The sequence below is a fragment of the Bacteroides sp. 3_1_13 genome, from assembly GCF_001185845.1.
GTDB classification, from domain to species: domain Bacteria; phylum Bacteroidota; class Bacteroidia; order Bacteroidales; family Bacteroidaceae; genus Bacteroides; species Bacteroides xylanisolvens.
On sequence record NZ_KQ236956.1, the window covers coordinates 1,069,941 to 1,089,625 of the forward strand.

The 19,685-nt window shown below is 39.3% G+C and carries 19 protein-coding genes; 8 read left to right on the plus strand and 11 right to left on the minus strand.

Annotation, left to right across the window (positions count from 1 at the left end; genetic code table 11):
- Positions 1 to 22 precede the first annotated feature (22 nt).
- Positions 23 to 2,368, plus strand: coding sequence for an ABC transporter permease (locus tag HMPREF9009_RS17020; RefSeq protein ID WP_008022400.1), 2,346 nt, complete (start codon positions 23 to 25; stop codon positions 2,366 to 2,368).
- A 15-nt stretch (positions 2,369 to 2,383) separates the two neighbouring features.
- Positions 2,384 to 4,705: an ABC transporter permease gene (locus HMPREF9009_RS17025; RefSeq protein WP_049702812.1), complete on the plus strand. Its 2,322-nt coding sequence runs from the start codon at positions 2,384 to 2,386 to the stop codon at positions 4,703 to 4,705.
- An 81-nt stretch (positions 4,706 to 4,786) separates the two neighbouring features.
- Here the strand turns inward: HMPREF9009_RS17025 and spt are convergent, their stop codons facing one another.
- Entirely contained in the window at positions 4,787 to 5,971 is a 1,185-nt protein-coding gene (spt, locus tag HMPREF9009_RS17030; RefSeq protein WP_004312889.1) for a serine palmitoyltransferase, read from the minus strand.
- Positions 5,972 to 6,190: 219 nt separating this feature from the next.
- Here spt and HMPREF9009_RS17035 point away from each other — a divergent pair, with 219 nt between their 5' ends.
- The 3 genes from HMPREF9009_RS17035 (at position 6,191) to HMPREF9009_RS17045 (ending at position 9,474) form a co-directional block, all read left to right on the plus strand.
- Positions 6,191 to 7,216: a diacylglycerol/lipid kinase family protein gene (locus HMPREF9009_RS17035; RefSeq protein WP_004312888.1), complete on the plus strand. Its 1,026-nt coding sequence runs from the start codon at positions 6,191 to 6,193 to the stop codon at positions 7,214 to 7,216.
- A gap of 108 nt (positions 7,217 to 7,324) precedes the next feature.
- Entirely contained in the window at positions 7,325 to 9,088 is a 1,764-nt protein-coding gene (gene aspS, locus HMPREF9009_RS17040) for an aspartate--tRNA ligase (RefSeq protein ID WP_049702813.1), read from the plus strand.
- Positions 9,085 to 9,474 carry a GtrA family protein gene (locus HMPREF9009_RS17045; RefSeq protein WP_004312886.1) on the plus strand — a complete coding sequence of 130 codons (390 nt, stop codon included), beginning with the start codon at positions 9,085 to 9,087 and terminating at the stop codon, positions 9,472 to 9,474. The genes aspS and HMPREF9009_RS17045 overlap by 4 nt, the downstream gene beginning before the upstream one ends.
- A gap of 297 nt (positions 9,475 to 9,771) precedes the next feature.
- Here the strand turns inward: HMPREF9009_RS17045 and HMPREF9009_RS17050 are convergent, their stop codons facing one another.
- From HMPREF9009_RS17050 to HMPREF9009_RS17095, 9 genes are all read right to left on the minus strand, one after another.
- Positions 9,772 to 10,656 carry a carbon-nitrogen hydrolase gene (locus HMPREF9009_RS17050; RefSeq protein ID WP_015531126.1) on the minus strand — a complete coding sequence of 295 codons (885 nt, stop codon included), beginning with the start codon at positions 10,654 to 10,656 and terminating at the stop codon, positions 9,772 to 9,774.
- A gap of 29 nt (positions 10,657 to 10,685) precedes the next feature.
- Positions 10,686 to 11,801, minus strand: coding sequence for an agmatine deiminase family protein (locus HMPREF9009_RS17055; RefSeq protein ID WP_049702814.1), 1,116 nt, complete (start codon positions 11,799 to 11,801; stop codon positions 10,686 to 10,688).
- A gap of 87 nt (positions 11,802 to 11,888) precedes the next feature.
- Entirely contained in the window at positions 11,889 to 12,431 is a 543-nt protein-coding gene (locus HMPREF9009_RS17060) for a ferredoxin domain-containing protein (protein ID WP_008022389.1), read from the minus strand.
- 232 nt (positions 12,432 to 12,663) lie between these two features.
- Complete coding sequence (locus tag HMPREF9009_RS17065; RefSeq protein WP_004312882.1) at positions 12,664 to 13,416, minus strand: restriction endonuclease; 753 nt, start codon at positions 13,414 to 13,416, stop codon at positions 12,664 to 12,666.
- 135 nt (positions 13,417 to 13,551) lie between these two features.
- Positions 13,552 to 14,217, minus strand: coding sequence for a hypothetical protein (locus HMPREF9009_RS17070; RefSeq protein WP_049702815.1), 666 nt, complete (start codon positions 14,215 to 14,217; stop codon positions 13,552 to 13,554).
- A gap of 33 nt (positions 14,218 to 14,250) precedes the next feature.
- Entirely contained in the window at positions 14,251 to 15,102 is an 852-nt protein-coding gene (locus HMPREF9009_RS17075; RefSeq protein WP_004312880.1) for a hypothetical protein, read from the minus strand.
- Between the two features lie 501 nt (positions 15,103 to 15,603).
- Entirely contained in the window at positions 15,604 to 15,777 is a 174-nt protein-coding gene (locus HMPREF9009_RS26020; protein WP_008022387.1) for a hypothetical protein, read from the minus strand.
- Between the two features lie 369 nt (positions 15,778 to 16,146).
- A complete protein-coding gene (locus tag HMPREF9009_RS17090; protein WP_008022386.1) occupies positions 16,147 to 16,386 on the minus strand; it encodes a hypothetical protein in 240 nt (79 codons plus the stop codon).
- Positions 16,387 to 16,408: 22 nt separating this feature from the next.
- Positions 16,409 to 17,320: a helix-turn-helix transcriptional regulator gene (locus tag HMPREF9009_RS17095; protein WP_008022385.1), complete on the minus strand. Its 912-nt coding sequence runs from the start codon at positions 17,318 to 17,320 to the stop codon at positions 16,409 to 16,411.
- A gap of 155 nt (positions 17,321 to 17,475) precedes the next feature.
- Between HMPREF9009_RS17095 and HMPREF9009_RS17100 the strand changes: the two genes are divergently transcribed.
- The 3 genes from HMPREF9009_RS17100 to HMPREF9009_RS17110 are packed head-to-tail and all read left to right on the plus strand — an operon-like array spanning position 17,476 to position 19,217.
- Positions 17,476 to 18,096 carry an ABC transporter ATP-binding protein gene (locus HMPREF9009_RS17100; RefSeq protein ID WP_004312876.1) on the plus strand — a complete coding sequence of 207 codons (621 nt, stop codon included), beginning with the start codon at positions 17,476 to 17,478 and terminating at the stop codon, positions 18,094 to 18,096.
- Between the two features lie 51 nt (positions 18,097 to 18,147).
- Entirely contained in the window at positions 18,148 to 18,942 is a 795-nt protein-coding gene (locus HMPREF9009_RS17105) for an ABC transporter permease (RefSeq protein ID WP_009041047.1), read from the plus strand.
- Positions 18,939 to 19,217 carry a hypothetical protein gene (locus HMPREF9009_RS17110; protein WP_049702816.1) on the plus strand — a complete coding sequence of 93 codons (279 nt, stop codon included), beginning with the start codon at positions 18,939 to 18,941 and terminating at the stop codon, positions 19,215 to 19,217. Before HMPREF9009_RS17105 ends, HMPREF9009_RS17110 begins: the two co-directional genes overlap by 4 nt.
- Positions 19,218 to 19,270: 53 nt before the next feature.
- On the opposite strand, the gene HMPREF9009_RS17115 is transcribed toward HMPREF9009_RS17110, so the two are convergent.
- The gene (locus HMPREF9009_RS17115; RefSeq protein WP_049702817.1) at positions 19,271 to 19,684 is read right to left on the minus strand and encodes a DUF4891 domain-containing protein; all 414 of its coding nucleotides are present in this window, start codon (positions 19,682 to 19,684) and stop codon (positions 19,271 to 19,273) included.
- Position 19,685 lies beyond the last annotated feature (1 nt).

Here is a 19,685-nt window from a genome sequence, read left to right on the forward strand (position 1 = left end):
AGCTATCAATAAAGAATATATCATGATAAAACACTATCTGAAAGTAGCCTTTCGCAATCTGATGAAATACAAGACACAAAGCCTTGTCAGTATCATTGGACTGGCAGTCGGCTTCACCTGTTTTGCGCTATCGGTATTATGGATTCGTTATGAGATGACTTATGATACTTTCCATAAAGGGGCTGAACGTATTTATATGGTACGTGCACATTATACTGATATTCCGGAACATATATCCAATTCAACTCCTTACCCTTTGGCAGCCTATCTTCAGGAAAAAATGCCGGAAATAGAAGCAAAGGCTACTACTTCTATACATCAGAATGTGAAAATCCGCATGGAAAATGATGAGTATGAAGTAGTAATGGCTGCGGCAGATTCTGCTTTTATGAACTTCTTTCATATACAGTTACTGAAAGGAACTGTCAACTTCTTGAAAGAAAATAATCCTGAAATTGCAGTAACGGAAGAGTTTGCTAAAAAGCTTTTTGGTAGTGAGGATGATGCTTTGGGAAAAGAAATGGAGGTAAACGGACGTTCCCGTCAAATAGGGGCAATTGTGAGTGGATGGTCCCGCCATTCCAATATTCCGTATAGTGTATTAGTCGCAGCCAGGCACAGTCCTCGATGGAAAAGTGGTCCTGAACAATTATTTATTCGTGTTCGTGCAGGGATGGATATGGATACATTCTGGAAAAAAATAAGTACCATGGATCTTTCAGATATTCAAAAAGAGAGTGAACTTTCGGATCTTCTGATAACCCGGATTTCAGCTTTGCGTTATTCTGATTATGTTTCCAAAATCGATGTTGTCATTTCCTTCAGCTATATTTTCTATTTTTCCTTAGCTGGTGGATTAGTTATCATCTGTTCACTATTCAATTACCTGACTCTTTATATCAGCCGGCTTTATATGCGCAGTCATGAAATGGCACTTCGTAAAGTGAATGGTGCCAGTAATAACGCTTTGTCCGTTCAATTTGCCATTGAACTGTTGATGATTTTGTGCATAGCTTTGGCGGGTGGATTATTGATGATAGAGATAAGCATGCCTTATTTCTTGAATTTCACTCAAATAGAAGCTGATTCGTATTATGGGGAAATCATTCTATATCTTCTGATTGTAATCATTCTGTCTTTCCTGTTTGCACAAATACCATTGTCTTACTTTCGTCGCCGGACATTGCAGGAAGCAATAAAAGGAAAGGGGGGATCTGCGAGACCTTACTTGTTTCGTAAGACAGGCATTGTGATACAGTTAATAGTCAGCCTTGTTTTTATCTTTTGCACAGTAATGATTATGAAGCAACTTTACTTCCTGAAGAATACTGATTTAGGTATGGAGCGTCATAATATAGGTAACGTTGCCTTATGGAATGGAGACATCAAACAATGGGAAGAGAAAATAAAAGCTTTACCCATGGTAACAGAAACGTTGCCTCCCTCATATTTCCCGATTATTCCTACAGGTCCGATGATGTATATCGAAATAAATAATTGGGATGATCTTCTCAAAATATCGGAGGAATCTCTCACTATCGGTATGATGCCTGCCAAAGAAGATTTTTTTGAATTTTACGGCTTGAAGTTATTGGAAGGTGAGTTTATATCAGATAAGAATCAAGGGAATGATGTCGTGATAGATGAAAATACATGCCGGAGATTTGGTTGGAAACAGGCCTTGGGAAAAAGTTTCTATTATGAGTGGAACGGTCAGCGTAGTGCCTATAAAGTTGTCGGAGTGGTAAAGAACTTTAGTTATCGCTCTCCTACAAGTAAACCGGGGCTTATTGCATTTCAACATCCCAAGGCACAGGAGTATCTGCTGAATCGAGCCAGTATCCTTTTTAAATTTAGAGAAGGTGCCTGGAATGAATGCCGTGAAGCAATAGAGAAACTGTATAAAGACGAATTTCCAAATGCTTATATGCGATTGTTTAATGAAGAAAAGGAATATGATAAGTATCTCCGCTCCGAAGATGCATTGATGAAATTATTGAGTATCGTATCATTGACATGTGTTATCATCTCCATATTCGGAGTCTTTTCATTGGTTACTTTATCGTGTGAACAACGTCAAAAGGAAATTGCTATACGTAAAGTGAACGGAGCACAGGTCTGTCATATCCTGCGTATGTTTTTCCAAGAGTATTTGTTGTTGATGACCATATCTGCCGTTGTTGCATTTCCGATAGGATATGTGGTGATGAGTCATTGGATCGAGAGTTATGTAAGACGGACAACAATGGATGGTTGGATATATATAAGTATTTTTGTTGTCGTAGCAGTCATCATTTTACTTTGTATCATTGGACGAGTGTGGAAAGCGGCGCGACAGAATCCGGCAGAAGTAATCAAAAACGAATAATAAAATAACAATATCATGATAAAACACTATCTAAAAGTAGCCTTTCGCAATCTGATGAAGTATAAGCCACAAAGTTTTGTTAGTATTATCGGATTAGCAGTTGGCTTTACTTGTTTTGCGCTATCGGTATTATGGATTCATTATGAAATGACTTATGATAATTTTCATGAAGGAGCTGATCGCATTTATTTGGCAGGCAGTAGCTTTCATCTTTATGGAGACGGATTTACCTATAATTCATCTAGTTTTTTAGCTGATTATTTGGCAAAGAATTGTCCGGAGATAGAGAAAGTATGTCGCATTTATTATGATTGGGATGAAAAAAAAATTAAGAATGAGGATGCCGAGTTTGTGGTACGACGTATAGAGGTAGATTCAAACTTTATTTCAATGTTCAATATTAAAGTATTGGATGGAGATAACCATCTACAGCTAAAAAAGGATGAAATTGCTATAACAGAAAATATGGCAAAGCGAATATTTGGGAAAGAATCTCCGATAGGTAAACACTTGATTTTAGAGGAAAGTAACGAAGAAAAAATAATCGTTGCAGTTGTAAAGTCATGGGAAGGACACTCTTTGTTTTCATTTGATATATTATTGCCATTTCATGATACAAACCCCAATTGGGGGAACCAACGATGCCAAACGCTTTTTCGTATTTATCCCAACTGTGATATAGAAGCATTGAAACAGAGGTTGTCAGAATATGAAGTACAACAAGATGGCCATAAATATCCAAATTCTACGCTTATTGCTCCATTATCCACACTGCGGAGTAGTCATCCGAGGGAAGATGTGAATGTGAAGTTGAATCATATTTGTCTTTTTGTATGTATTAGCGGTTTGGTTATAATTTGTGGAATATGTAATTATTTAACAATGTTGATAACTCGTATCCGGATGCGTAAACGTGAGTTAGCGTTGAGGAAAGTCAATGGTTCATCAAATGGTGGGTTACTCACTTTACTTCTTACAGAACTTGTCTTATTACTAATTTTATCTTCAGGAATAGGGTTGGTATTGATAGAGCTTATCCTACCCACTTTTAAACGTTTGTCACAAATTGATGAGGGTACTTCATTTTTTTATATTGAAGTATTTGTTTATATACTATCATTGATTGCCGTGACAGTTGGTTTTGCATCTCTGCTTATACGATACATCAGCAGGCGAACTCTACTTAGTAATATAAACAAGAAATCCAATCTTCATCTCTCCGGCTGGTTTTATAAGAGTAGCATTTTATTTCAGCTGTTTATCGGTATAGGCTTTGTTTTTTGTACTCTGGTAATGATGATGCAACTTCATTTTTTACTAAATACTAGAGAACTTGGAATAGAACGGCATAATGTAGGAGCAGTTGTTTATTGCTCTGAAAATATCCCTTTCAAAGAAATTGTAAGTCAGATACCAGAGGTATCAGAATGTTTGAATGGTTTTCATACACCTATTCCTAAGATGTTTTATTCAATATATAGGGTAAAGGAATGGGATGGAAAGGTCGCTGATAGTGAACAATATATTGAATTGGAAGATGAAACGATTAATCAGGACTATGCCGATTTCTTTGGAGTAGAGGTGTTGAATGGAAGTATGCTGGATGAAAAGGATGGAAAAGATATGGTTGTTATAAATGAAGCTGCTATGAAAGCTTTCGGATGGACACAACCGATTGGAAAGAAAATGGGAAAATTAGGAAAGCAATGTATAGTGAAAGGTGTTATTAAAAATATTTCATATAATGCTCCAATACATCCGGTAGCTCCTGCTATGTTTCATTTACCAGATAGTAGAGACAGAGGAGGTATTATATTCAAAGTGAAAGAGGGAACTTGGAATATTGTTTCTGAAAAGATAAAAGCGGAAGTGAATAAAGTTAATCCAAATGCAGAATTGATGTTGTCTAATATTGAAAAAGTTTACGACGCTTACATGAAATCAGAGAGAACATTGTGCAAACTGTTGAGTGTGGTTTCTGCTATTTGTATATTAATTGCGGTATTTGGTATATTCTCGTTAGTGACTTTATCCTGTCAGCAACGTCGTAAAGAAATAGCTATACGCAAGGTAAATGGAGCAAATATAGGAATAATCTTGAATCTATTCTTTAAAGAATATTTATTTTTACTTGTACTTTCATCGTTCTTTGCTTTTCCGCTAGGATATGCTATGATGAAGCATTGGCTTGAAAATTATATAAAGCAAACACCGATGGAATGGTGGTTATATGCAGTTATATTTATAGGAATGGGCCTTGTCATTTTCTTAAGCATCATCTGGCGCGTGTGGAAAGCCGCCCAGCAAAATCCAGCAGAAGTACTCAAGAGTGAATAAGATAAAATAAAAGTCTGGCACATTGATTTGTGTCAGACTTCATTTTATTCACCCAATAATGAGTGATATATTTCTCGTAGATTATAAAAGATCCAATGCTTTAAATGCCTTAACTAGCTTTTCTACAGCACGGTCTATTTGATCTTTTGTATGAGTAGCCATTAATGCTACGCGCACCAAAGTGTCTTGCGGTGCACATGCCGGCGGAATAACCGGATTGATGAATACACCTTCATCAAAAGCTAATTTGGTAACCATAAACGTTTTTTCCGTGTCGCGTACGTAAAGAGGGATGATAGGTGATTCTGTTGCACCGATTTCAAAGCCAGCTTCACGGAAACGTTTCAATGCATAGTTGGTAGCTTCCCACAATGCTTCAAGTCTTTCCGGTTCATTTTGGATGATGTGGAGAGCTTCGAGAGCAGATGCAGTAGCAGCCGGAGTGTTGGATGCACTGAAAATATAAGTGCGTGCGTTGTGACGTAACCAGTTGATGATAGAAGAATCAGCAGCGATAAATCCGCCGATAGAAGCCAGTGACTTGCTGAAAGTACCCATAATCAAATCAACCTCGTGAGTCAGACCGAAATGGTCGCAGACGCCACGTCCTTGTTTTCCGAATACGCCCAAGCCGTGAGCTTCGTCTACCATGATAGTAGCGTTGTATTTATGTTTCAAGCGTACGATTTCGGGCAAGTTTGCCAAGTCGCCTTCCATAGAGAACACACCGTCCACTATGATTAGTTTCACTGAATCCGGATTGCACTTTTGAAGTTGCTTTTCCAGATCCGCCATATCGTTATGCTTATATTTTAATTGTTGAGAGAAGGAGAGACGACGGCCATCTACGATAGATGCGTGGTCGCGGTCATCGCAAATGATATAATCATTGCGGTCTGTCAAAGCAGGAATAACTCCGGAATTCACCGTAAAACCGGTTGAGAAGCAGAGTGCTTCGTCTTTGCCTACAAAGGCAGCCAGTTCTTTTTCCAACTGAACGTGCAGGTCAAGCGTACCATTCAAGAAGCGCGAGCCTGCGCAACCGGAACCATATTTATGCATGGCGTTGATACCTGCTTCAATCACTCTTTCATCTCCCGTAAGGCCAGTGTATGCATTGGAACCGAACATCAACACTTCGTGTCCGCCCATTTCTACCTCTGTACCCTGCTTTCCTTCTATCTCACGGAAATATGGGTAAACGCCCTGTGCCATAAACTTTTGTGGCAGGTCGTACTTAGCTAACTTCTCTTGTAATAATCCCATGAATTATAATTTTTATACTCATACTCAGATCGTTCGCTGACGATCTTACATCCTTTTATCTTAACAAGTGTTTAAAAACAGGGGGCAAAGATAACAAAATTTGCTTTTATCTGTTCTTTTTAAGAGAAAAAAGTTGCTCTCGTATGATTAGAAACCTCTAATAGATTAAAATTTAAGATATTTATATTACTTTTGTCGTCTACAATCGACAAGAATAGCATGAACGAAAGAATGAAAAAAATAAAATTCGTCGTCAATCCTATTTCGGGAACACAAAGTAAAGAATTGATTCTTAACTTGCTGGACGAAAAAATAGACAAGGCGAGATACTCTTGGGAAGTAGTGTATACGGAAAGAGCCGGTCATGCAGTAGAAATAGCTGCCAAAGCTGCCGAAGAGAAAACAGATATAGTAGTGGCTATCGGTGGGGACGGAACGATCAATGAAATAGCTCGTTCGTTGGTGCATACTGATACCGCACTGGGAATTATTCCCTGCGGATCGGGCAATGGACTGGCGAGGCATCTGCATATACCGATGGAACCGAAGAGAGCATTGGAAGTGCTGAACGAAGGTTGCATGGATGTGATAGATTATGGTAAGATCAACGGTACAGATTTTTTCTGCACTTGCGGAGTGGGATTCGACGCGTTTGTCAGTCTGAAGTTTGCGCATGCCGGTAAACGGGGGCTATTGACTTATCTGGAGAAAACCCTGCAGGAAAGTCTTAAATATGAGCCGGAAACGTATGAACTGGAAACGGAAAACGGAGTCTCCAAGTATAAAGCCTTCCTGATTGCCTGCGGAAACGCGTCGCAATATGGAAACAATGCTTATATCGCACCACAAGCCACTCTGACAGATGGTTTGCTGGATGTGACCATTCTCGAACCGTTCACCGTATTGGACGTTCCTTCATTGGCCTTTCAATTATTCAATAAAACAATCGATCAGAATAGCCGTATCAAGACTTTCCGCTGCAAACAGTTGTGCATCCGCCGGACTACTCCGGGCGTCGTGCATTTTGATGGTGACCCCATGGAAACGGATGCCAATGTAAATATTCAACTGATTCAAAGAGGATTGCGCGTGGTAGTGCCACGAGCATCGGAAAAGGACGCAGCCAATGTGCTCCAAAGAGCGCAGGAATATATGAATGGCATCAAATTGATGAATGAAGCCATCGTCGACAATATAACAGATAGAAACAAGAAAATATTGAAAAAGCTGACAAAGAAAGTCTGATAAAATAACGGATTACTGACACCGAATTACAAATTATTGCGTACTTTTGCGCAGTTTTGGTTCGATCAAAATAAAAACGCGAGTGATAATCGTTTAAATAAAAAATATATGTTTAGAACGCACACATGTGGAGAACTTAGAATCTCTGATGTAAACAAGCAAGTCACGCTGTCCGGATGGGTACAGCGCAGCCGTAAGATGGGAGGGATGACTTTCATTGACCTTCGCGACCGTTACGGAATTACCCAATTGGTTTTTAATGAAGAAATTAATGCTGAACTCTGTGAACGTGCTAATAAATTGGGACGTGAGTTCGTCATTCAAGTGACAGGAACGGTTAATGAACGTTTCAGCAAGAATGCAAACATTCCTACCGGAGACATTGAAATCATTGTTTCCGAACTGAACGTACTAAATACTGCCATGACTCCTCCGTTCACTATCGAAGATAACACGGATGGGGGGGATGATATCCGCATGAAATACCGTTATCTGGATTTACGCCGTAACGCTGTACGTTCCAATTTGGAACTGCGTCATAAAATGACAATTGAAGTTCGCAAATATCTGGATAGTCTGGGTTTCATCGAAGTGGAAACGCCCGTTTTGATCGGTTCTACTCCTGAAGGCGCACGCGACTTCGTGGTGCCGTCACGTATGAATCCGGGACAGTTCTACGCACTTCCGCAGTCTCCGCAGACCTTAAAACAGTTGTTGATGGTTTCCGGTTTCGACCGTTATTTCCAGATTGCGAAATGTTTCCGCGACGAGGACTTACGTGCCGATCGTCAGCCGGAATTTACACAGATCGACTGTGAAATGAGTTTCGTTGAGCAAGAAGATATTATCACTACTTTCGAAGGAATGGCTAAACATTTGTTTAAGACTCTTCGTGGTGTGGAACTGAATGAACCATTCCAACGTATGTCTTGGGCGGACGCCATGAAATATTATGGTAGCGATAAACCGGATTTGCGTTTCGGCATGAAATTCGTGGAACTGATGGATATCATGAAAGGTCACGGATTCTCTGTATTCGATAATGCGGCTTATGTGGGTGGTATCTGTGCCGAAGGTGCTGCGACTTATACCCGTAAGCAACTGGATGCATTGACCGAATTTGTAAAGAAACCGCAGATTGGTGCGAAAGGAATGGTTTATGCCCGTGTGGAAGCCGACGGAACGGTGAAATCGAGTGTAGATAAATTCTATACGCAGGAGGTGCTCCAGCAAATGAAAGAAGCATTCGGAGCTAAACCGGGTGATTTGATTCTGATTCTGTCTGGCGACGATGTAATGAAAACACGTAAACAACTTTGCGAGCTTCGTCTGGAAATGGGTGCTCAACTGGGATTGCGTGATAAGAATAAGTTTGTTTGTCTTTGGGTGATTGACTTCCCGATGTTCGAATGGAGCGAGGAGGAAGGCCGCCTGATGGCTATGCATCATCCGTTTACTCATCCGAAAGAGGAAGATATTCCGATGTTGGACACTGATCCGGCAGCTGTACGTGCAGATGCATACGATATGGTAATCAACGGTGTGGAAGTTGGCGGCGGATCTATCCGTATCCACGATGCGAAATTGCAGGCGAAGATGTTCGAGATTCTTGGATTCACTCCGGAGAAGGCAGAGGCACAGTTTGGCTTCCTGATGAATGCCTTTAAGTATGGTGCGCCTCCTCACGGTGGTTTGGCATACGGACTCGACCGTTGGGTGTCTTTGTTTGCAGGATTGGATTCTATACGCGACTGTATTGCGTTCCCGAAAAATAATTCCGGACGTGATGTAATGTTGGACGCACCCTCTGCAATCGACCAGAGCCAGCTTGATGAACTGAATTTGATCATAGATTTGAAAGAGGGCGAGTGAAAGAATCTGTACGCATATTCCGTTTTATAGTCATCGGTACAATGAACGCTTTGATTATGGCGTTGGTTGTATGGTTAATGATGAAAGAAATGTCATTTGACGGCGACTATATGGTGGCTAATATAACAGCGTATCTGATAGCTCAAATCCATAACTTTCTCTGGTGCAAATACTGGATATTTCCCGTAGAAAATAAAAAAAATAGTATCTGGAAACAGATACTGCTCTTTTGTTCTGCTTTTGCCGTGGCTTACACCGCACAGTTTTTATTTCTTATCTTATTGGTAGAAGGACTGGACATGAATGAATATCTGGCTCAATTTCTGGGATTGTTTATTTATGGAGGAGCTAATTTCCTAGCCAACAAGAAAATAACTTTTCAATGAAATAGTTATTAAATATAATATATAGAAAGGGCACAGAGTTTTAAATTTAGATTTAGACTTTGTGCCCTTCTTATTTCCTTATTGTAGCAGGGACATTTCCCACATAATAAATATAATAGGGACTGTCTGACAAGTCCCTCATTAATAATTTCACCCACGCTATAACTATCTGTAGCGTGGGTGATTTTCAATATTTAGAATTCGTTAGGCAGTTCCTTTTTGGTGTTGTGATATTTATAAATATCCTCTCTTATTTATTGGGGAGTGAACTTTATTAGAGAATTTCAGCATTAAACTTTAATCGAGGAAGCGTTTGGTAAGCCCTTCGTATTCGTCAATCCGGCGATCACGGAGGAAAGGCCACCAGCGGCGGACGTTTTCCGAGCGTTCCATATCTATTTCCACTACCATGTTTTCCGGATGATCGTTTCCGGCTTGTGCCAGGAATTCTCCTTGCGGTCCTGCTACGAAACTGTTTCCCCAAAATAGGATGCCGTTTGTCTGTCCGGAAGGATCGGGCTCGTGTCCTACACGGTTGACGGAGATAACAGGAAGACCATTGGCGACGGCATGAGCACGCTGCGAAATAATCCAGGCGTTGAGTTGGCGGGCTTTTTCGTCGTCCGTGTCACTGCTTTCCCAGCCGATGGCAGTAGGATAAATTAAAAGTTCCGCACCTTTCAGTGCCATCAGGCGGGCAGCTTCCGGATACCATTGATCCCAGCATACCAGTACGCCCAGCTTTCCTAAAGAGGTTTGAATAGGTTCAAAACCGATGTCTCCGGGAGTGAAATAGAATTTTTCGTAGTAAGCCGGATCATCGGGAATATGCATTTTCCGGTATTTACCCGCAATGCTTCCGTCGCGGTCGAACACAACAGCGGTGTTATGATATAGTCCGGGGGCACGTTTCTCAAAAAGAGAGGTGACAAGGACTACTTTATTGGCGGCTGCCAACTCGGAATAAAAGCCTGTGGATGGTCCGGGAATGGGTTCGGCGAGATCAAACAGGTTGGTGTTTTCTGTCTGGCAGAAATAAAGTGAGTTGTGTAACTCTTGAAGCACAATCAGTTGCGCACCGTGAGCAGCGCAAGCCTCGATACTCTTTGCGAGGTTCATCAGGTTGACCCGAATATCTGCGGTATTGGATTGTTGGATGATTCCGACTTTTATCTTTTTCATGATGAATAATTTCTTAGTTGATTCATTTGTTATTTTATAACTCCCAATGGGTATTGCATGGTGACACAATGCAGGGAACCGTGTTGCTTAATCAAGGCACGGCAGTCTATTCCGATTATTTGATGGTCTGGGAATGCTTGTTGTAACACTTCTCTTGCTTTTTGGTCATTCGCTGGCTGATGGTATGTCGGGTAGAGAATAACTTCGTTCATAATCAGGAAGTTGGCGTAAGTTGCGGGCAGGCGTTCGCCGTCTTCTTCGATCTTGTTCGCCATCGGTAAGGCTAACAGGCGATAGGGTTCTCCTGCTAGGGTGCGGAATGTTTTCAGCTGTTCCTCCATTGCGAGTAATGCTTGGTAGTGTTCGTCTTCTTTGTCGTCGCATTTTACGTAAGCAATGGTGTCGGTAGAACAGAAACGTGCCAAAGTGTCGATGTGGCTGTCAGTGTCGTCGCCGGCAAGATAGCCGTGGTCTAACCAAAGAACCTTTTGCAGGTGGAAGGTTGATTTCAGGTATTCTTCTATCTCTACCTGGTTCAGTCGCCCGTTCCGCTGGGGAGAAAGCAGACATTCGGAGGTAGTGAGCAGTGTGCCCATTCCGTCGCTTTCGATGGAGCCTCCTTCGAGAACGAAATCAAGGCGGTCTATATACTGGCCTTTCAAGGCTCCGGCTTCTACCGCTTGTTTGGTGATTTGATTATCCAGTTCGGAAGCAAATTTCAGTCCCCAGCCGTTGAATGTAAAGTCGAGCAGGGAAGGGGTGCCGGTGTCTATCATGGTGATGGCTCCGTGGTCGCGTGCCCATGTGTCATTGGTGGCACATTCCAGAAAGCGGACGTTGTTCATGTTGACGGTAGCGGCTATCTGTTTTTTCACTTCTTCCGGTTCGGGGGTGACAATCAATAGTAACTCTCGCTTCGCTATTTCCCGGGCTATGTTTATAAAACACTCTTGCACTTCTGCCAGCATGTATGCCCAGTCTGTACCGGCGTGTGGCCATGTCAACTGTATACCACTCTGCATATGCCATTCGGCGGGCAAATGAGGAACTCTCATTTCTACCTGCACGGTCATGTTTTTGCCGAAATTCAGCTGCAAATCTTTCTCCGAGCCACTTGGGCTGGGAAGTCCAACCATGATTCCCATTAGACTATTATCTATTTAGTTATTTATAAAATCAGTTTATTGTCTGCGTCAGTCGTCAGTGTGCCTGTTACGCATCATTACGCATTATTATGAATTCGCTTCCTGCTTTGGCTTCCGGTCAAAGAACGGATTCTTGGAGGATGCACTTACAGGGATGGCCATTACCATCTTGCAGTCTTTCAGCCAGTTCAGACGTTGTGCTGCTAGTCCGGCAGAGAACATCACACGTGTGTCTACACGCAAATCGGCTGCCGTAGCGCAGGCGGAACCTATGGCGATACCTACATCTATGCTGTTCAATGCGCAGGGAACTCCTTCTGTACGTCCGTCGCAGGTGGTGAAGCCGCAATGACCGCAGTTTAAGCCTTGTGTCTGCTCGCGTGTTCCTATCAATACAACACATTCGGCACTTAAGATGTTGTCGGCATCACGAAGGAAAAATTTCATTCCGTGTTCTTCTACCATAGCTATCATAGTGTCCGACAGTTGTTTAATCTCTTCATCCGTGATTAGGGCCACTTCGATAATATCGATTCCTTTTCCTTTCGGAGCAGTACGCGCAGCCGTCATCATCTGGCGGGCTACTTGTAATACATGCTCATGACGGGCATCTCTTTCGTTCAGTATCATAACTTTTCTTGAATTAATTAGTGAGGCAAAGATAAATCAAAATTGGAAAACTTTACATTAAACGATGAAAGAAAAAAGGGAAAATCGCTTCTTTACACTTTCGTAGTTTACACTTTCACTGTCCGTAACCTTCGCATCGAATATCTCATTTTATCAAAGAGGAAACAGGCTGAGTGCTTACGCTTAAAGTTCATTTTTCAAGGTATGATACTGTCATTTTTGAAAGTAAAACTTATTCTTTCAACTTAAAAGTAAGTCTTAAGGGGTTTTCATCCAACTTAAAGAATGGTACTTGTGACAAGATTAATACAATACCGGAAGAAGCTCGTTTTACGCAATTCTGGTTGATATAATCCCGAGTGATTTCTCCTTTTTTTAATAGTATTTTAATGGCATTTTTGAAATGTTCTATTTCAATTTTACCTGGGTTTCCTTGTGAGGTTATTCTTGTTATTCCTGCCCAATCTACGTTTGTGATTATATTTTCTTTTCCTCGGTTATTATACAAAGTTTTCCCTTTGAGTGGCATAATGTATGTTTCCCAAATGGAATCGAACGTGTATTCCTCATTGGTAAAAAAAATGTTTGAGCTCTTAGATTCTATATCTTGTACTTTTTTGGGGGAGGCTGATGAATAAAGGGTACCTTCTGCTGTTTTGGTTGTTTTGTCAGGATAATCAATTATTTGCAAATCTATTTGTAGACGGTTGGCTACTTCTATAGCATCAGGCATGATTTCTCCATTGGTAACTAAAATAGCTTTATTGCATCCAAAATAATCTTTTGCACCATGTAACTCCATTATCATGCTTCTATTTACTTTTCTAGAGTTTCCGTACATTTTTACTTGAATCGCTATCTTTTCCCTTCCTTTTGTGGCAAAAATATCAATTCCATAATCTCCGCTTTGTGGAGTTAATTCAGTGGTATATCCTTGTTTATTGAATAATTCTCGGATATACTCTTCATATTCTCTTGGTTTCATATAAATAAAATTAGTTTAATGATGAAAGTTATGTTTTCGTTCTTCTATGTGATGTGTCATGTAGTTCTCCAATTCTTTACGTAGCATAAGTGTTAAGGAAATGTTTAACGAACTATTGATTGAATAGAAATAAATCTAATTTCTTTTTCTCATAAATTTTTGAGCAAAATAGATAATTTCAAGAGGTGTCAATCGGTAAATAATTTTATTATCATTTTCTAATACCCAGTTTTGAGTATCAGATTGAAATTTCCATTCCAACTTTAATATATCCTTACCTAAGTTTTCAGCTAATAGTTGCTTTGTCTTATCAAGCACTAGCATTGTCGTCATTTGGCGTATTGCCATAGGTCTAACATAGTCCTTGATTTCCAATACCTTTCCTTTATTATCAAGAACGAATGTAATTTCACCTGATTCTACTTTTAAACCTGTACGTTTGGATTTTATATTATGAACCAATGATACAGCTATAAATGCATCAGGGGCTTCTGATATTTCAAAATATTGGTCAAACACTCCTCTGCTATCAAGAAGTTTTATACAACCGCGAAGTGTTTCTGTTTTTTGCTCCTCCATTTTCAATTTTATGGGATAACGTGCGTCTTGCACAATTAAGATCCATTCAATAGGTTCATGAATGAGAGTATCCGATAATGATACTGCATTGAAAAACTCCTTGATACAGTTTTTTGACCATTCAACTAATTGATGTTGTTCCGTTTGAGAACTTTCCGTATTTTGTCCTAAAACATTTGTTGTAAAACATAAAAGCAGGAATAAAAAAATATACTTTCTCATAAACAATAATATTAAAGCATGACAAATTCTATATCAATAAAAATTGGTAAATAATAGCTTGTACTGTTCCTCTGCACTTTTACTAATAGAGAAATATCCGTAGGAAACTTCTTTAACTTTTCCTTTGGGAGATATTATGAATACGCTGTGCTTTGTTTGCTTATATCCATCTCTTCCTTCTATTATATATTTATGCTCAATACATAATGCTGCGTGTATCCAGTTAGGATGAAAATCAGCAACTTGTTTAATAGAAGAAAATGTAAAATCCAACGCATCAAAGACTTTTCGTTCTAAAGTTAATTTTGTATATAGTGTCCATTCTATAGGAATATATTTTTGTGAGTTATTCAGATTTTCTGAAATATGTTTTCTTACTATATCCTCTCCCCATATTATAAGCTCCTCGTTATTACTATTTCTTAATGGACCTTGTATCATACCTGTAATTTGTTCTATCCCTGTATAATCTTCTCCATCAATACGATTGACAAAATTTGTAATATTCCCTTTTTTGTCAAATTCAATATGTTTACAATAATGAGATTCACAACCTTTTTTATTGATTATTTTGAATGTATGTGAAAGGCGCAATGTATTCCATTCAACGGAAGGTATATGAAAAGTGCTATACGTAGTTGTATGACCTAAATCATCAGTATAACCACTTCCTTCCCATTTTAATGCTATATATTCTTCATTATTGTACAAATTGTTTTTAATATATTCTTTTGTTTTTGCCTTAATCCAGTTTGTCTTTTGTTCTTCACTTGCATTGGGATTGAATTCAGGGAGATAATCTTTCTGAAAAGAAACACCCCAGATGATTAGTAATCCTATTATAACTATGATACTAAATAAAATGAACTTATCAGAATTATTCATGAGAATGAATATGTTTAGATAATAGAATAAAGTATTGCTGTAAATATGATTCCGACTAATGTACCTATCAAAGCAGATTTTGTTTTTCCTTCATGGCGATTCCATGAAGTAAAGCACAAAATCAGACCAATCAGTGGTATTAAGAAGCTGACGAACAGATAACTTAGACTAATTTCGTTATTATTAGATGGGATGTTATTTTGTGAACAACCACAGAATGGACAGTTTGAAGCACTATCTGATATTTGCTTCCCGCAATCTTTACAATAAATTAAGGACATATTTTTACAATTGAGAGTTGTGGAATTTTGTGAATAATTTAGTGTAGGCTCATTACTTTTATCATAAGTAATAAGCTCCTTATAACATTTGGGACATTTGAATATAACGTCCGGTTTAGAAGGAGCTTCTATCACATTCTTACAAAAGGGACATTCAACCATTGAAGAATCAATCTTTTTTATTTCATTATTGTTTTCCATATAATCAAAGTTTATATTATTAAACATCTATTCCTATAAAATTTAAAAACGCAAATATCCAACATAACATGAATAAACAGAATAGCACTGTTAGAATTAAAAAGTCTTCATCATGTTTTTTTACACCAATTTTTCGAGAAAGAAGAATTCTAACTCCAATTTCAGGTTTGGGAATTGCCGAAATTTTTTCCATAAACATCCTATTTATAATATCATTTCGACTCCCTAAAATGAGGTTATACATAAAAAAGAAAGTGTGGAGTCGTCTGTTTATCTATCGGGAGGTTCTGGTAAACCTAAGGAACAAATAAACAATACCCCACACTTGTATAGATATGCGCATAGGAACACATACGAAAATACAAGTGATGAGTGTTATTGTTATCCCTGTTCCTTTTGAAATTTACCAGATTTCCCGAATAAGGATAAAAGCAAAACACTTTCATCTAATAAAATGTAATGTCATGTAATTGCTTATGATGACAGTGCAAATATAGATATATTTTGCAATATAACACTCTAGGGTATTGTTTTTTTTAGGTTTAAGTATAGTCTTCGTTTCTTATTCTATCAAATCTATCTCATCATCCATTTCTCCATTCTCATCGTCATATAAATAAGATTCAGGTATATAGTCAGACAAAAACAGTTTTTCATTCTGTATTTCATCTTCAATCTCTTCTGCAAAATCAATGTTTACGTCAATATCATCGCAGCAGGCGTAGTTGTCGCGATACTGTTGATTACGTTTCATTTCTTGCTGAAAAAAACTGCTACCAAATAATGCTTTAAATAGATTCATAGTTTTAATGTTAAACGTTATGTTATAAATGTCTTTTTATTGCTTCCTCATAAATTTTCCGTATCCGTTCCCGAAGATGTAACGGCTCAATTACTGTAAGTGAACTACTACGTGAGAGCAATGCCATTACAAAATCATTAGTAATACGAAGGCGTAATCTGATTCGAAATTCCATCTCATTGTCCATAATGATTTCTTGTGAATGATGCAAAGGAATCGATTTCAAGAAACTGCCATCTAATGCACTATAGCTTAGTTCAATATTTTCTACTGGAATATCTGTCTGATTCCAGATGCCGTAGCTGTCTTTAAATAAGTTGTTTGCATCAATATTCATATTCCTTTTGAAGGTTTCCTCATAAAGGATTTGGAGATTGCGGATACAGTCTATATTGAAAGTTTTTAATATGTTGTTGTCATAGGCGAGGAGATACCATCTTTGCTGGTCTTCTTTCAGATAATAAGGTAAGACTTTCTTTTTGCGTACTTTGTCTCCTTCACGTACATAAATATAACTGAATTCTACCGGGTGAAAGAATTTAATGGCTTTTATCAATGCCGGAAGACATTCACTGTCGTTTGGTCGATGATGTTCGGCAAGAACATAGGTGTGTAGGTTGGAAGTTTTGTCCAAAGCATTCAATAGGTCGAAGTTTAGCAGAAGCCGTTCGTACTGCTCCTTTTTCAAATCGTCTTCCTCATTGATATAATAACCGTTTTGTTTCTTATCAAAACAGATGCGGATACCAAATAGATCTTCTATATCTTTGAAGTCTCGCTGCAAAGTTCTTATGTCTACAGGTGTTCCATCTCGTTCTTCCATGCGATGTGTCACGTAGTTCTCCAATTCTTTACGTGGCACATACTGTTGCGGTCCTTTTAATTTATTGATAATGACCAGCATTCGTTGCATTCCTTCCCGTTTCTTGCCCATATTTGGTATTAATTTTAATTATCAAGAGCAAAGATAATGTCACGTGACGACAAAACATGTCGTTCTAAGAAAATTTCTAAGAAAACAAAGGGATTTTGATACGTATGCCCTTGTTTTTTTATACTTTTGGTGAAATTTTCAAAAGGTACGATTAAATGCTACATATTGAGAACATTTGTATTGCTTTTGGGACAGAGGTTCTTGTTTCCGGTTTTAATATGAAATTGGAAAGGGGAGAAACTGCCTGTATTGTAGGACAATCTGGTTGTGGAAAGACTTCGTTACTGAATGCGATAATGGGTTTTGTTCCGTTGAAAGAAGGGATAATCAGGATAGGAGGAATGGTACTGGATAAATCGACTATTGATACAGTCAGGCGGCAGATTGCATGGATTCCCCAGGAATTGGCATTGCCTTTCGAATGGGTGAAAGAGATGGTAGCTCTCCCGTTCGGACTGAAAGTGAACCGTTCTGTCCCTTTTTCGGAAGAAAGGCTTTTTGCCTGTTTTGATGAATTGGGACTGGAACATGAATTATATACCAAGAGAGTGAATGAAGTGTCGGGCGGTCAGCGTCAACGCATCATGCTCGCCGTAGCCGCTATGCTCAATAAACCTCTGATTATTATAGACGAACCTACTTCTGCTTTGGATGCCGATTCGACCGGTAGGGTCTTGTCTTTCTTCCGGCGACAGGCGGAAAGGGGAACAGCAGTGCTGGCCGTATCGCATGATAAGGATTTTGCTTCGGGTTGTCATTATTTAATAGAGTTGTAACGATTGGAGAGAACTCTAATACGAATCGGATAGAATTGTTAAGAATACACTGTGGGAACGATTGATATATCATATTATAATCTTTTTATAGGCTTGCTTCTGCTTGCCATCCCGTTCTTTTATCTTTGGAAGTTTAAAACGGGACTACTGAAACCTGCCCTGATTGGTACAGTACGGATGATTATCCAACTGTTCTTTATCGGCATGTATCTGAAATATCTCTTTTTATGGAACAATCCCTGGATTAACTTCCTTTGGGTGATAATTATGATATTCGTAGCCGGACAGACAGCACTGGTGCGTACCCAGTTGAAACATCGTATCTTATTAATCCCTATTACGGTAGGATTTCTTTGTAGTGTTGTACTGGTAGGCTTGTACTTTATCGGTGTTGTTCTTCAATTGGACAATATATTTAGCGCCCAATACTTTATTCCGATATTCGGTATCCTGATGGGTAATATGCTTTCGAGCAATGTGATAGCTTTGAATACGTATTATAGCGGATTGAAACGTGAGCAACAGTTGTATCGTTATTTATTAGGGAACGGAGCAACAAGGCAGGAAGCACAGGCTCCATTTATCCGACAGGCCATTATTAAATCCTTCAGTCCGCTGATTGCGAACATTTCCGTGATGGGATTGGTTGCTCTTCCCGGCACAATGATCGGACAAATCTTGGGAGGAAGCAGTCCGAATGTTGCCATCAAGTATCAGATGATGATTATGGTGATTACTTTTACGGCATCTATGCTGTCGCTGATGATAACTATTTCATTGGCTTCACGCCGATCTTTTGACGCATACGGGAAATTATTAGAGGTAACCAAAGAACCCAGAAAATGACAGTTACCGATCAGATATTCCGTAAAGTGGCTGAAACTTCTATTCCGCATTTTTTTATAACAGTGGAGTTTTCGGCATCCGGTACTGAAATGCCGGAACACATCGAATCGTTCCTGTGGGAAAAGCACAAAGCAATTCTTCGTGGAGCCAGCGGGCGTAAATTTATCTATAAAGAAGGAGAGTGGCGGCTTATTTTTACTTTCTTTCCTACCGACAGGGTGGTAGACGAACGGTATGCGCTGAAAAACAAGGTACAGATGAAAAGCAAAAACTAGACGCTAAGACAACGGGTTATCTTTGCTTTTAGCTCCGGTTGTGAGCACATTGATTACTTGCCTTTCAACATTCCCCATAAGCAGCGAAGTTGCACGAATTGTTCTCCGGGTTGCACATATCCGCTTTCAAACATCTTTTCCGACACTTTAAATTTGGAAAGATGATGGCGTATGTACGTCTCTACAGCCGGGGATTGTTTTTTGACGAATGACATCAAATCGACCTTTCCATCTTCACGAATGAGAACATGGGCTTTGATGGTACGAAAGCCGTACTCTTTGCAGTGTTTGGTTTCTGCTTTATCAATCCAGAAGATAGCAGTAGCTTTGACCGTATCTGCCGTGCAATCTTCGGCATTGTCAATTTCTGTAGACTCGGTTACAGCCGTTTCCGTATTATCACTCTTTTTGAGTTGACAGGAGGTCGTCACAACTATCAGCAACAGTAGAGTCAGAATTGTTTTCATC